Raw genomic sequence first — 12,527 nt, forward strand, 5'->3', positions numbered from 1 at the left:
GCAGCTGCCGTTGCCGCACACCATTTGTCACACATTGCATATTGCTTATTGCAATACTTCACTCATAGTGTACATCGCACTACTGAATTTGTGTCACTGGTTCATTTGACGTATTTAAATCACCACGAATGACGCGAGTGGAATCTTCTTCAGGCGAATCTGAATTGAACAATCAAGTGTTGGGAACGCTGGCTCTAAATTTCTTATTCCCACATTAAATTCGCAGACACTTAATAGTCCAAATGGCCTTATGCGCGGAGGAAAATTTCAAGTTCCGCTTCTGGGTACTTTGTCGGCTGCGAGACGTCCTGGTCGAATCATCACTCCCGTCTGCTCACCCGCGCCCTGACCATCGATCTATACGAAATATTCATAAATTACAACGCAACATTCATTTCACTTATGCTGCGCCGCGCCATAAACTCCGGGTATTCCCTCACCCCCAAGTGGAAGTCGCAGCATCATGAATTCGAGGCAAGTCGCCCAAACCCCCGCCAATACGCCGTCTCCGGCAATGCATCGGGTCACTGAGCCCCATCGAGTCGCCGCCCCCTCACTCGCCACGCTCGCCGTCGTCACGTTGCTGACCGGTATCGGTGCGGGCGTCGCGGGCACCCTGCTCGCCGCCCTGCTCCACGTCATTCAACACTTCGCGTTCGGTTACGCGACCGACACCGTGTTCGGCGCGCAGAGCTTTTTGAGCGGCGTGAGCGAGGCGTCGCCCGAGCGTCGCTTTGCCGTGCTGACACTTTGCGGCGTCGTCGCCGGTCTCGGCTGGTTTGCGGTGTATCGCTTCAGCGCCAAACTCGTCTCGATCAAGGAAGCTGTGTCGCGCGGGCGTGCCATGCCCGTGGGCAGCACGCTGGCGCATGCCGTGCTGCAAATCGTGACGGTCGCGCTGGGCTCACCGCTCGGGCGGGAAGTCGCGCCGCGTGAGCTCGGTTCGCTCATCGGCGATCAGTTGGCGCGTCGCGCAGGCCTCACGCCCGAACAATGCCGCCTCATGGTCGCTTGCGGCGCAGGCGCAGGTCTGGCTGCCGTGTACAACGTGCCGCTGGGCGGCGCGATCTTCGTGCTCGAAGTGCTGCTCGGCACCTTTGCATGGCGCGCGGTATTGCCCGCGTTCGCTACGTCGGCTATCGCCGCCGCCGTCGCATGGATCGGCATGGGCGCCGAGCAGCAATACACGATTCCCGTCTTCGACGTAAGCGCGCCGTTGATTGGCTGGGCGCTGGTTTGCGGCCCGCTCGTCGGCATCGCCGCATGGGCCTACGCCCGCCTGACCGAAAACGCACGCGCAACGGCGCCGCGCGACTGGCGTCTGCCAGTATTCGCGCTGGCAAACTTCATGGTGCTGGGATTGGTGATTGCGTGGTATCCGCAGTTGCCGGGTAACGGCAAAGGGCCGGCCGGTCTGGCGTTCAATGGCGAACTCACGATTGCGCTCGCGTTCGCTTTGCTCGCACTGCGCGTGTTCTTTACGTGGAGCAGCCTGCGCGCTGGCGCGGCCGGTGGCTTGCTTACGCCCGGGCTGGCCAATGGCGCACTGCTCGCCGTGGTGTTGTGCGGTGTGTGGAACGGCGCGCTGCCCGAGGTGATGGCCGTACCGTTAGGTGCGGCGGCCCTGATCGGTGCCACCGCGTTTCTCGCCGTCTCGATGCGCATGCCGATCACGGCCGTCGTGCTCGCCCTCGAATTCACGCACGTGAATCAGGACTTTCTCGCGCCGATGTTACTGGCCGTGGCCGGGGCCGCTTGCACGGCCCGCTGGATCGATCAGCGCGTGGCCACCACGAAGAGCCGCGGGAACGGCAGCAGCACCGTGCCGTCGGCAAGCGCGGGATAAGCCTTCGCAATCTCGTCGGTGTAGCGCGCGAGAAACGCTTCGCGCGATACCTCGTCGAGTTTCGCGAGGAACGGACGCAGCGCACTGCCCTTGAACCACTCCACGACCGCCGGTGCCCCGCCCGCGAGCGGGTGGTAGTAAGTGGTGCGCCATACGTCCACCCGCGAGCACATCGCCTTGAGCAACGGGTAATAGAACGCCGCCCCATTGCGGGCCGTACGCTCCACGCCCTTCAACGTTGCTGCCCACGGACCATCGGCGGCCACTTCGCGCATCAGCCGGTGCGCCGGCTCATCGAGGTTGTCGGGGGTCTGCACGGCCAGCGAACCGCCCGTGGCGAGACGCTCGATCAGGTGCGGATACAGCGTCTCGTGATCGGGCAGCCATTGCAGCACGGCATTGGCGAGAATCACGTCGAACGGGCCATCCTGCCAGCCCGCGATATCCACCACGTCGAAACGGAATTGCGGCAAGCGTTTGCGCGCGGCGTCGACCATGTCTTGTGAACTGTCGAGCCCCAGCACGTCGGCCGTCGGATAGCGCTCGGCCAGCACTTCGGTCGAATTGCCCGGGCCGCAGCCGATGTCGGCCACCTTGCCGGCTTGCGCATTCGGAATCGCGGCGACGAGGTCGCGCACGGGGCGCGTGCGCTCGTCTTCGAACTTCACATACTGCGAGGCTTGCCACGCCGGATTCACGGGTTTGGCGGATTCCGGCGCGTTGCTGGACGACGAGACTTGCGTCATGACTCACTCCATCAGAGACACAGAGAACAGGTCGTCACGATATCAGTTTGCCGCCTGCAATGCCTCCACAAACACACGCAGGTGAGATGCCTCGGCGTCGGTGATCGCCCAGTACGTCATGCCGTCACGACGCCAGCGCGCGATGGTGTAGCCGTCGGCACCGGTCAGGCTCGGCGCAGTGGCGGTCTTGTCCCGCGCCGGGAAAACGTAGAGGTCGATCGGATGCTTGTCGGTGTGATACACGAGCACGGCCACCGTGCGCCCGCCCACGTAGTCGAGCCGTCCGCCCGCCAGCGGGAACCCCTTCGCCGCAAGATCGGCCACGGGCGGTGCGTAATCGAGGCGGCCGTTAAACCACGGTTTGACGGTGTGCTGGTCGGTCGAGATCACATCGATCGGATGCTGCGAAAGCAGCGCGCGCACATGGCTCGCGACAATCTCCTGCGGTTGCAGGCCCGAGGCGGTCTGCACGCTTGCCGGTTCCGGCGGCGCCGGTGGACGCGCGACGAGCAACGCCATCGCCACGGCCATACCACCGAGAATCGCCCCGCCGGCACCACCAAAGAACCATGGTGCGAGTCGAAAGCCCCACCCTGCATCGGAGCTGTCTTGCGTGCGCTTAGGCTTCGCAGGTGTCTGCGACGACGGTGGTGAAGGCGATGAGGGTGCTGGCTGGGCCTTCGGCGATTGAGGCGGCGACACACGTGCGTCGGCGCGTTGTTCAGCATGCGCCAGATCCGATTGAATTCGCGCACGCAGCGATGACGGCGCGGCATGCCGCAGCGAACCGTCGCGCAGCACGTTGCCAAGTGTGGTCTGTGTGGATTGCGTGCCCGTCGGCTCGGCCGGGCCCGTAGGATCGTTCGGATGGGTAGGATCGTCAGGCTTGTTCATCGCGTCCTCCGCGTGGATTGCCGCCCAAGGGCAGACGTGTGACTTGTGCCGTCGAGGGGGACGCCGCGGCGCGTCCGGCGTCTTGCTTTGCGCGCACGGCAGCGGCGAGCATGTGCCTGCCACGCGCGAGCCGCGACATCACAGTGCCGGCCGGCACGCCGAGGATGGTTTCGATCTCCCGGTAGCTCAGATCCTCCATCTCGCGCAGCACGAGTACCTCACGAAACACGACCGGCAGCGCCGCCAGTGCGTCGCGCACCATCGCACAATCGTCTCGCCGCACCGCCATCAACTCCGGGTCGGTGCCGCTGGCATCGTCCCATCCCGGCAACCGGGTATCGCCATGCAGGCCGTGCAGCGTCTCGTCGAACGGCGTGCCGTCCGCCGCATCGGAGCGGCGCCGCCACTCGGTGAGCCAAGTGTTACGCACGATCGCCAGCAACCACGCGCGGGCGTTCTCCCCCCGAAAGCCGTCGAAGAACCGCAACGCGCGCAGATACGCCTCCTGCACGATGTCGTCCGCGTCGCTCGCACTGCCTGATAGCCAACGGGCAAGGTTGTATGCCGCATCGAGATGCGGCAACGCCAGCGCTTCGAAGCGGCCCGCGAGACTGGCGTCGTGCCTGTCCGGCGGATTCAGCGCGTCTGACGGGTCTGGCAGATCGGTGTTCGGGGCATCGCTCACCGGGGTCTCCCGAAGTCGGGCACGTGCGTCATGATCCCTATGACCGGCGTGTCCGGGTTAGCCGCTTTGGCAAAGGACGCATCGGGTAGATGGCATCCATGGCGTCCATTGAAACACATCTGCGCTTCACCGATCGCGCAGCGCGCCGAGCGCTCATTTCACGATGATCACGCCGGTCATATGCGGATGGATCGCGCAGTAGTACGCGTACGTTCCCGGCTTGTCGAACGTGCGCACGAACGTGTCGCCGGTGTCGAGCGCAGCCGACGCGAATTCGCGCGGATTGGCCTGACTGGTGACCGTGTGCGGCTCGTTGTCGCGATTGACCCAAGTGATCTTGGTGCCCACGGGGACGGTCAGCGTGGCAGGCGCAAACGTGAAGTTGTCGATGCGCACCGTGTTGGGATCGGACACCGCCGTGGTGGCGCCCGCCGACATCGCGGGACTTGCCGGCAAGGCGACGGCGGCACAAACGGTGACGAAGCCCGCACAAAAGCGGCGCATAGCATGGGATGGCGAACGCATGATGGCTCTCCTTGTTCTGTGAGTGGACAGCGTCACGACGCCAAGGTCGTGTCGGCGAGCAACGGCGTGCCGTCGAGCGCGGTGAAGTCCACGCGCCGGATACCGAGGGTCTGGCGCAACTGCGAAGGGTCGACCTGCTTGGGACCCGGGCCGGGGCCATCGCCCGGGGCCGGCTGCGGGAACGCGGTCGACATGGCGGTCTGCAAGCGCACGTTGCCTTCCACCTTCTGCAACACCTGATGGATATGCCCGTTGAGCACGGTCACCGAGCCGAATGGCCGCAGCAGTGCCAGCGCGCGATCGCCGTCGTCGGTGCCCCAGCCCCACGCGGGATAGACCGTCCACAACGGCATATGGGTGAACACGACAAGTGGTGTGCTGTGCGAGCGGCCCTTGAGATCGTTAGCGAGCCACGCCAACTGGGTGTCGCCGAGATACCCCATGCCCCCCGCTTTCAGGTTGAGCACGTTCACGAGGGCGACGAAATGCACGCCGTTCTGATCGAAGCTGTACCAGCCGAGGCCCTTTGTATCGGGGGAGAAGCGCGAGAAGAACGCACGGCCGTCGTCGCCGATGACATCGTGCTCGCCGGGCACGTAATGCGTCTCTAGGCCTGCGCCGGTCACGATTTGCTGTGCGGTGTCGAACTCGGCGGGGCGAGAGAGATGGCTGACGTCGCCGGTATGCAGCATGAAGGCCGGTCGTTGCGGCGCGCTGCGAATGCGCTCGATCGCCGACTTGAGGGTCGACGCGGGGTCGGGGTTGGGAGCCTTGTTGAAGCCGATATGGCTGTCGCTGATCTGCACGAAGGACAGCGCGTTGCCCGCAGGGGCACCGGTCGCCGCGAGTGCCTGCGTCCCGAACGAGACGCCGCGTGGCACGCCGCCGTCGAGCGTCCACAGAATGCCCGCACCGGCCCACGCAAGGCAGGCCATGGCACGGCGACGGGACATGCCCGGCGACGCCGATGGCGCGGTCGGCTGCCCACGCCCGGCGGCCGCCAACTCGGCGCGGGAGACCTCCGTCGTGTCCGCCGTCCCGGCGCTTCCCGAATCACCGGCATTACCGTGACCACCGGAACTATCGGGACTACCGGAACTACCGGCCCCTTGATTTGCTTCGTCCGTCGTTCGACCGCTCATGACGCACCTCCCTCGCAATACTGGCCGGGGCGCGTCAGTCACGATGACTGACATTCGCAAGTGCCGGCACCTGTATTACGGGTTGACGCGTCGATTTATTCCCGAAAATCCTTCTTCGAAGAATCGAGCCCCGCCGTGCGGGCGTCCGGGGTACTCAGGACGCACGGGTGACGCCGGCGTTGCGGGCGACACCATAGCGCCACGCTTGCCATTCGGCACCAGCGTCTGCGGAAACGCCACCGTCAGACACGCCTCGCTCGGCCGCAGCGGCATGTGGTCCTGCTCGTCGGCCACCGCCTCGCGCAACAACGGCATCGGGTCGACGGAACGGCCATGGCGGCGAAGTTCAAAGTGCAGATGCGGCCCGGTCGCCATGCCCGTGCTGCCGACCGCCCCGATCACCTGCCCTGCACTCACCTTCATGCCCACGCGCAGATTGCGCGATGTCGACGACAAATGGCCGTAGATGGTCTCGCTGTTGTAACGATGATTGATGACGACATAGCGGCCATACCCCCGGCGCTCGAAGCCGATGAACTTGACCACGCCCTGCGCCGCCGCCTTCACCTGTGTGCCGGTCGGCGCAACCAGATCGACGCCCGTGTGACCGTGCCAGACGCCACGCACCGGATGCCGCCGGTAGCCGAAGGCCGACGAGACGCGCACGTACGACACCGGCATGGTGAATTCCCTGCCCGCCGAAGTGGCATGCGCATGCCCCTTGTGCAACGCCGTGGCCGCATGCACGGATGTCGCCGAAACCAATTGATGGCTCACCCCGCTCCCCTGCGGTCCGAAAAACATGGACATCGCCTTGTGGCACAGCGGCAGCTGCGCACGCACAGCAGCGACCGCGTGCGGCATCGGTGTGGTGTGCGCCGTCAGCCGCTGATGCCAAGGCATCGCGGGAATGTCGCCGACGTCGGCCAGCACAACACCCGGTAAAGCAAGCGTCGCGAACAGGCCAGCGCCCACGGTCAAACGGCCAAACAGTCCGAAATCCATAGCATGCGGTCTGAGAACAGTAGCAACGCAGTCTACGAGGGCTGTCGACGGAGAATGATGGGAAAAGACGCAAACGGCACGCAGGTTGCGTGCCGTTCAGTGGTATTTGGGACAATTCGCGCGCGATGGGTGACCTGACGCGAGTGCCGGGGGGGGGGGAAGACCGATCCGCGACAGACCAGTGACAGACCGACGGCAGATCGACGACAAGTCGGCCGAAGATTAGCCGCGCGTCGTGGTGCGCGTTCGTTTGACGGCGTACATCGCCTCATCGGCGCGGTCCATCAGGGCGGTCATTTCGGTGCCGTCGTCGGGCAGGATCGCGATGCCGACACTCACGCCCAACTCGAGCGCATTGCCTTCGAATTCGAACGGCGCACCGACCTGCTGCATCAGACGCTGACGGTGCGCTTCGGCATCTTCACGTGAATGCAGCCCCGGCAGGATCATGCCGAACTCGTCGCCACCGACACGGGCCACCGTATCGGACCGGCGCGCCGCCGCATGCATGCGCTCGGCGGCCGTGCGAATGGCCGCGTCGCCTGCGCGATGGCCATACCGGTCGTTGATCGGCTTGAGGCCGTCCATGTCGATATTGAAAATACCGAGCCGCTGCGACGAGCGCATGGCCAGATGAATTGCCTGACGCAAGCGATCGTAGAACAGCGCACGGTTGGGCAGGCCGGTGAGCGCGTCGTGCGTGGCTTGCAGATAGAGCTGACTCGTCTCGTAACGCGCCGCATGGAACATGGCGGCCGCGATGAGCTCGCTCATGAGTTCGAGCGTTCGCACGTCGGCATCGGGAAAGGCGCTCGGCGTGGGCGCGAATACCTTCAATACGCCCACGGTGGTGTCGAGGTGCCGCAGCGGCGTGACGATCATCGAACGCAAGCCGACACGGCGGCAGGCCTCGCGATCGACACGCGGGTCCGTCTCCGAATCGTCACAGCGCAAAATGCTGCCGGTCTTCACGCACTGACCGGAGAGCGAGCCATCGCGCGACAACCGCATGCCAAGCAGGTCCGAGGCCACGCCCGAGGCGGCGCGGTACACCATGTCGTCGCCTTCGGCTAACTCGACCACGGCACCGTTGGCCTGCGTCAAGTCCTGCACGCGCTCGGCAACAAACGACATCACACCACCAAGATCGAGGCCCAGCTTGGCGATCTCGGTCTGCGCACGCACGATCTCAAGCAGGGTGGCACTCTCGGGCATCACATTCGCGACGGTCTGGCTCACTACGCGTCCTGTTCATCAAAGTACGGAAACCACGAATGTACCATCGGGCCGCGTCGTTACCCAATCAAGAGAGATCGAGATATTACGAAGGTTTACGCCGTTCCGGAGGCAATCTGCGACGGCCCGCGACCGAGAATACGCCGCGCCGCGGGACCACTCACGTAACGGTGCAGCCACGCCCCGAGGCCGGTGCAAATGACCACCACGGGCACGTAGACGAGGAACGTCCAGCGCATGTCGCCACCCATCAGCGCGAGATACGCCGGCGTGACAGCGAGCACCACGAACATGTGGCTCAGATAGATTTCATAACTCCATCGCCCCATTACCGTGAGCCAGCCGAGCCCGCGCGGCATGGCGCGCGTTGAGCCGTGTGCGGCGGCAAGCCAGCACGCGGCGCTCGCGCAGAGCAGCAGCATGATGTGGTCGTGCAGCAGCGGCCCGAGCACGTCACCGTAGAACACGACCGCGAGCAAGCCCGCCACAGCCAGCGCGCCCACGACGCGCGCCAACACGCGTGGCAGCGTCACGCGCTGCATCAGCAATGCCGTCAACACACCCCATGCGATCGCCGCCATGCCCGGCAGGTACGCCTTCTCCTGCCAGATTTCGTTGCCTTGCAACGCCGCACGCGTCCACGGCAGCGACAGCGCGAGTACGACCAAGGCCATCACGCGCCACCGCCCGCGAACCACGAGACAAAACAGCGGGAAGGCCAGATAGAAACACTCTTCGATCGACAGCGACCACAGCACGTCCCATGCGCCGGGCAGCCAGTTGGTGCGCCCTTCGTACCAGTTCAGCGTCATGGTGAGCGCCGAGGCCAGCGCGCCGCCCAGCGTCTGACCGGGCTTGTTGATGACGAAGCCGGGGACCGCGAGCCAATGCATCACGGCAAGGACGGCCAACAGCAACAGGAGCAGCGGAAAAATACGCACCGCGCGCAACGCGTAGAAATTGCGCCAGCGAAAAGCGTCGAGCGAGCCGTAGCGCTCCAGCGAACGCCGCGTGATCACGAAGCCGGAAATCACGAAGAACACGAACACGGCTTCGTAGCCGTTGAAGCTCAGACCGTCGATGACACGCTTGGGCAATACGTCGCCCAAGAGACTCGGGCCGAGCGGCAGGCGAAATCGCAGCGCGAGGTGATGCACGACGACGAAGAGAATGGACAGGCCGCGCAACAGGTCGATGTCATCGTTGCGATGGCGCTGCGGCAAAGGTCGCGAGGACGGCGGAAGTGCCGTCTTGCTCGCTTCGTTGAACACCATGAAGTCTCCTGATTCGATGCGTCGGGGGCCACATCAGCGGGCATCGTACTATGACCGCTTGCGTGCTGACACCCGCCAGATCCATGAGGTTGCCATGACCTCGCCGGCGATCGTCGTAACATTCGCAACCTGCCGGAGTCCGATGGGTTCGATGGGTTCGCGGCGTCCGAAGGGGGCGATGCCACGATTCCCCGCCGGCGTTCGAACGAATTGATGCGAGACGAGTCGGACGCGAAGCAAGCTGCCTTGACGGGCAGCATTTTGATCCGAGCGCAGCGTCACGCGTAAGATAATGTTTTTGCCCGAAGCCCCCTGCTTCCGGGCTGCTTTTTGGTCGTCATGTTGAACTTCTGGATCACCATCACCAATTTCGGTAGTGCCGCAGTGACCGTGCCTGCGGCGGCGGCTCTCACCGTCTGGCTGCTCGCGGCGCGCGCGTGGCGTACCGCATTCATCTGGGTCGCGCTGTTCGGTACGGGCGCACTCGTCGTGGCCGCGTCGAAGGTCATGTTTCTCGGCTGGGGGCTCGGTGTGCGCGAGCTCGATTTCACCGGCGTGAGCGGCCACACGATGCTGGCGGCCACCGTTTATCCCGTGATCGCGTGGCTGCTGTTGCGCCGGCTCGCATGGCCTTGGCGCGTGCTCGGCATGGCGTTCGCGACGGCCGGGAGTGTCGCCGTCGGCGTGTCGCGGGTGGCGCTCTCTGCACACTCGGTTTCGGAAGCGGTGGCGGGCTGTGTCGTGGGCTTTATCGTCTGCGCTGCGTTTGCATGGCTGACTCGCCACGACGACGCGCCCAATCTCAAGACGTTGCCGATGGCCGCGAGCCTCTTCGTGCTCGTGATGTGGCTGCATGGCGAGCGCGTGCCGACACAGCGCTGGATTACGCACATCGCACTCAACCTCTCGGGGCGCGATCACCCGTTCCGCCGGGCCAGTTGGCACGCACGCAAACCGGTCGTGCCGCCGGTGACGCCGTCGTCCGCGCCATCGATTCCGGCATCCACCACGCCGGGGAAAACCTCGCCCCCTGTGGCGCCTGCGGCCGCACGCTAACGCACTCGCGGCCTTGCATTGCTCGTCGGAAAGGCGTTCGCCATGGCCGTGGACCGCGCGTGGCGGCAGGCATGGCGGGTGTGGCAGGTGTGGTGGGTGTGGCTACTGGCGCAGGACAGCGGCGAGCGCGTCGCCGAGTCCTGACCACCGGGGTGCGATCTTGGCGATGCGCCCGGAACTTACGTGCTCGAACGGTGCGCGTGTCCGCCGCGCTTGGGCGGTACGCGCCCATTGAGCGGCGACTGGCTCGACACCGCCGCCTCGGTCGCCTGTGCGGCTTCCGTCGACATGCGGCGCCACGCATCCATGGTGCCCTGCGTGGCCTCGTTGAACGCCTGGAACCACTTCTGTAGCGGCGCCTCAACTGCCTTAGCCGCTTCGCCGGCGGCGGTCCCTGCGCCGATCAGATCGGGCAGCGTCATCGCGCCGGCCATGCCATGCTGCAACTCCTCGCCCGCGGTACGGCAATGCTCGGCCCACAGCAACTGATTGTTGGCACACACCGCCAGCCATTCACGCCAGAACTCGTTTTGTTGCGCGAGCTGGCCGTTGAGCAGTTGCAGCTGCGCGGTCATCAACGTGTTGAAATCCTGTGCACCGCCGAGCGTCTTGGCGGCTTCGGCATGTGTCTTGAGCAACTCGGTATCGCGCTGTGCCTGCAATTGGTGCATGCGCTGTGCGGCTTCCAGCATGATGCCGTAAGCCCCCAACGTGTTTGCCGTGCCGAGTTTGACCAATGCCAATGCCGGGTTTGTTTCCTTGGACATCTTGACTCTCCTGAATAGAAACCACTGTGAACGTGAGCGCGGCGCGTGCGCGACTCACTCCATGTGCATACCGCCGTTGATTGCCAGATTGCTGCCAGTGATAAAACCCGCGTCGTCAGACACGAGAAACGCGACCAGCGCCGCCACTTCATCGGGACGCCCGAGCCGGCCCACCGGAATCTGCGGCAGGATGCGCGCGTCGAGCACGTCTTGCGGCACGGCCGTGACCATCTTCGTGGCGAGATAACCGGGCGAGACCGTGTTGACCGTCACGCCGGACTTCGCGACTTCGAGCGCCAGCGATTTGGTAAAACCGTGCATGCCCGCCTTGGCGGCGGCATAGTTCGCCTGACCGAAGGCGCCGCGGCTGCCGTTGACCGATGAAATATTGACGATGCGGCCCCAGCCGCGCGCGACCATGCCGCTGAAGAGCGGGCGCGTCATGTTGAATACGCTGTCCAGATCGGTGCGTAATACCGACTGCCAGTCTTCGGGCGACATCTTGCGCATCGTGCTGTCGCGCGTGATGCCTGCATTGTTGATGAGAATGTCGACCGGGCCGGTGTCGGATTCCACCGCTTTCACGCAGGCCTCGCACGACGCGTAATCGGCAACATCGACGCGATAGGCTTCGAAATTCCGCCCGATCTCCCGCATCCGGGAAACCCAGCCCTCGCAATCGTGATTATGGGGAGAACAGGTGACCGCCACACGATATCCGGCGTCTGCCAAACGCAGGCTGATCGCTTCACCCAATCCGCCCATGCCGCCTGTCACCAATGCAATTCGTGTTGTCATAGCTATCCGTCTCTGGTTAACGTCGTGGATCGTTAAACTTCGGATACATTCAGCATAGCCGGGAAAAGCCGGCCCGCTGGCGCGTTCGACGCCTCGGCGTGCCCCGTGCTTGACCTCGCGCAAACCCGCGAAAAATGACGATCAAGCGGTATTGCCGACTTCTCGGCGTGCCGGTCTTTGTGATTCGCCGGACCGCCGCATCTCGTGACGTCGCCAGTCGTTGCAACTGGCTCGAGTGCGACTCATCGTGTGTGACAACGTTCCTCGATTGCGACAATTTGTCTCCAATCGGGGGCCCGCTCAGGGCCTCGCGGCGGCTCGCCTTCATCGGATTTCCTGCGTACGATGAGTGGCCGCACTTTGGTGATCGTACGAGTGATCGTACTCCAAAATAATTCGCGCGTAGCCCTTTCACCGGCCCCGGTCAACATTCCCAATGGGCGCTCCCTATCGATAGTCACAGGGGGCATCGACGCCCGTTGCAGGCCGCTCGCAATCCATATATCATCGCCCGTAGATTTAATTTGGATCTTGCTGATTTGGCAGGTGATTT

Annotated in this window: 12 protein-coding genes; 2 read left to right on the plus strand and 10 right to left on the minus strand. The window is 64.2% G+C overall.

Going from position 1 to position 12,527, the window contains the following annotated elements; translation table 11 throughout:
• Positions 1–514 precede the first annotated feature (514 nt).
• Positions 515–1,846, plus strand: a complete 1,332-nt coding sequence (locus PIN31009_RS13710; protein ID WP_150790893.1) for a chloride channel protein — start codon at positions 515–517, stop codon at positions 1,844–1,846.
• Here PIN31009_RS13710 and tam read toward each other — a convergent pair.
• From tam to PIN31009_RS13750, 8 genes are all read right to left on the minus strand, one after another.
• Positions 1,777–2,592 (minus strand): trans-aconitate 2-methyltransferase, encoded by an 816-nt coding sequence (gene tam / locus PIN31009_RS13715; RefSeq protein ID WP_150790619.1) that lies wholly within the window; start codon positions 2,590–2,592, stop codon positions 1,777–1,779. The two genes, PIN31009_RS13710 and tam, sit on opposite strands and share 70 nt — an antisense overlap.
• Before the next feature lie 42 nt (positions 2,593–2,634).
• Positions 2,635–3,486 (minus strand): anti-sigma factor family protein, encoded by an 852-nt coding sequence (locus PIN31009_RS13720; protein ID WP_246185664.1) that lies wholly within the window; start codon positions 3,484–3,486, stop codon positions 2,635–2,637.
• A complete protein-coding gene (locus PIN31009_RS13725; protein ID WP_174997213.1) occupies positions 3,473–4,126 on the minus strand; it encodes an RNA polymerase sigma factor in 654 nt (217 codons plus the stop codon). Before PIN31009_RS13725 ends, PIN31009_RS13720 begins: the two co-directional genes overlap by 14 nt.
• Positions 4,127–4,324: 198 nt before the next feature.
• Positions 4,325–4,696 (minus strand): cupredoxin domain-containing protein, encoded by a 372-nt coding sequence (locus tag PIN31009_RS13730; RefSeq protein WP_217426796.1) that lies wholly within the window; start codon positions 4,694–4,696, stop codon positions 4,325–4,327.
• A gap of 32 nt (positions 4,697–4,728) precedes the next feature.
• Positions 4,729–5,649: a metallophosphoesterase family protein gene (locus PIN31009_RS13735; protein WP_150790620.1), complete on the minus strand. Its 921-nt coding sequence runs from the start codon at positions 5,647–5,649 to the stop codon at positions 4,729–4,731.
• A 264-nt stretch (positions 5,650–5,913) separates the two neighbouring features.
• Positions 5,914–6,843 (minus strand): M23 family metallopeptidase, encoded by a 930-nt coding sequence (locus PIN31009_RS13740; RefSeq protein WP_150790621.1) that lies wholly within the window; start codon positions 6,841–6,843, stop codon positions 5,914–5,916.
• Between the two features lie 222 nt (positions 6,844–7,065).
• On the minus strand, positions 7,066–8,058 hold the full coding sequence (locus PIN31009_RS13745) for a sensor domain-containing diguanylate cyclase (RefSeq protein ID WP_150685680.1): 993 nt from the start codon (positions 8,056–8,058) through the stop codon (positions 7,066–7,068).
• Between the two features lie 116 nt (positions 8,059–8,174).
• Entirely contained in the window at positions 8,175–9,353 is a 1,179-nt protein-coding gene (locus PIN31009_RS13750) for an acyltransferase family protein (RefSeq protein WP_150790622.1), read from the minus strand.
• Positions 9,354–9,692: 339 nt separating this feature from the next.
• On the opposite strand from PIN31009_RS13750, the gene PIN31009_RS13755 reads away from it, so the two are divergent.
• A complete protein-coding gene (locus PIN31009_RS13755) occupies positions 9,693–10,409 on the plus strand; it encodes a phosphatase PAP2 family protein (RefSeq protein ID WP_150790623.1) in 717 nt (238 codons plus the stop codon).
• A gap of 179 nt (positions 10,410–10,588) precedes the next feature.
• Here PIN31009_RS13755 and PIN31009_RS13760 read toward each other — a convergent pair whose 3' ends face one another.
• Both PIN31009_RS13760 and phbB read right to left on the minus strand, forming a co-directional pair.
• The gene (locus tag PIN31009_RS13760) at positions 10,589–11,176 is read right to left on the minus strand and encodes a phasin family protein (protein ID WP_150685164.1); all 588 of its coding nucleotides are present in this window, start codon (positions 11,174–11,176) and stop codon (positions 10,589–10,591) included.
• Between the two features lie 54 nt (positions 11,177–11,230).
• Positions 11,231–11,974: an acetoacetyl-CoA reductase gene (gene phbB / locus PIN31009_RS13765; protein ID WP_150790624.1), complete on the minus strand. Its 744-nt coding sequence runs from the start codon at positions 11,972–11,974 to the stop codon at positions 11,231–11,233.
• Positions 11,975–12,527: the final 553 nt, after the last annotated feature.

The sequence above is a fragment of the Pandoraea iniqua genome, from assembly GCF_902459685.1.
Taxonomy (GTDB): domain Bacteria; phylum Pseudomonadota; class Gammaproteobacteria; order Burkholderiales; family Burkholderiaceae; genus Pandoraea; species Pandoraea iniqua.

Excerpts from the sequence above, each read along its gene's own strand:
- PIN31009_RS13710 (WP_150790893.1), top strand. The coding sequence starts at position 515 with ATGCATCGGGTCACTGAGCCCCATCGAGTCGCCGCCCCCTCACTCGCC.
- tam (WP_150790619.1), bottom strand. The coding sequence starts at position 2,592 with ATGACGCAAGTCTCGTCGTCCAGCAACGCGCCGGAATCCGCCAAACCC.
- PIN31009_RS13720 (WP_246185664.1), bottom strand. The coding sequence starts at position 3,486 with ATGAACAAGCCTGACGATCCTACCCATCCGAACGATCCTACGGGCCCG.
- PIN31009_RS13730 (WP_217426796.1), bottom strand. The coding sequence starts at position 4,696 with ATGCGTTCGCCATCCCATGCTATGCGCCGCTTTTGTGCGGGCTTCGTC.
- PIN31009_RS13735 (WP_150790620.1), bottom strand. The coding sequence starts at position 5,649 with ATGTCCCGTCGCCGTGCCATGGCCTGCCTTGCGTGGGCCGGTGCGGGC.
- PIN31009_RS13740 (WP_150790621.1), bottom strand. The coding sequence starts at position 6,843 with ATGGATTTCGGACTGTTTGGCCGTTTGACCGTGGGCGCTGGCCTGTTC.
- PIN31009_RS13745 (WP_150685680.1), bottom strand. The coding sequence starts at position 8,058 with ATGCCCGAGAGTGCCACCCTGCTTGAGATCGTGCGTGCGCAGACCGAG.
- PIN31009_RS13750 (WP_150790622.1), bottom strand. The coding sequence starts at position 9,353 with ATGGTGTTCAACGAAGCGAGCAAGACGGCACTTCCGCCGTCCTCGCGA.
- PIN31009_RS13755 (WP_150790623.1), top strand. The coding sequence starts at position 9,693 with ATGTTGAACTTCTGGATCACCATCACCAATTTCGGTAGTGCCGCAGTG.
- PIN31009_RS13760 (WP_150685164.1), bottom strand. The coding sequence starts at position 11,176 with ATGTCCAAGGAAACAAACCCGGCATTGGCATTGGTCAAACTCGGCACG.
- phbB (WP_150790624.1), bottom strand. The coding sequence starts at position 11,974 with ATGACAACACGAATTGCATTGGTGACAGGCGGCATGGGCGGATTGGGT.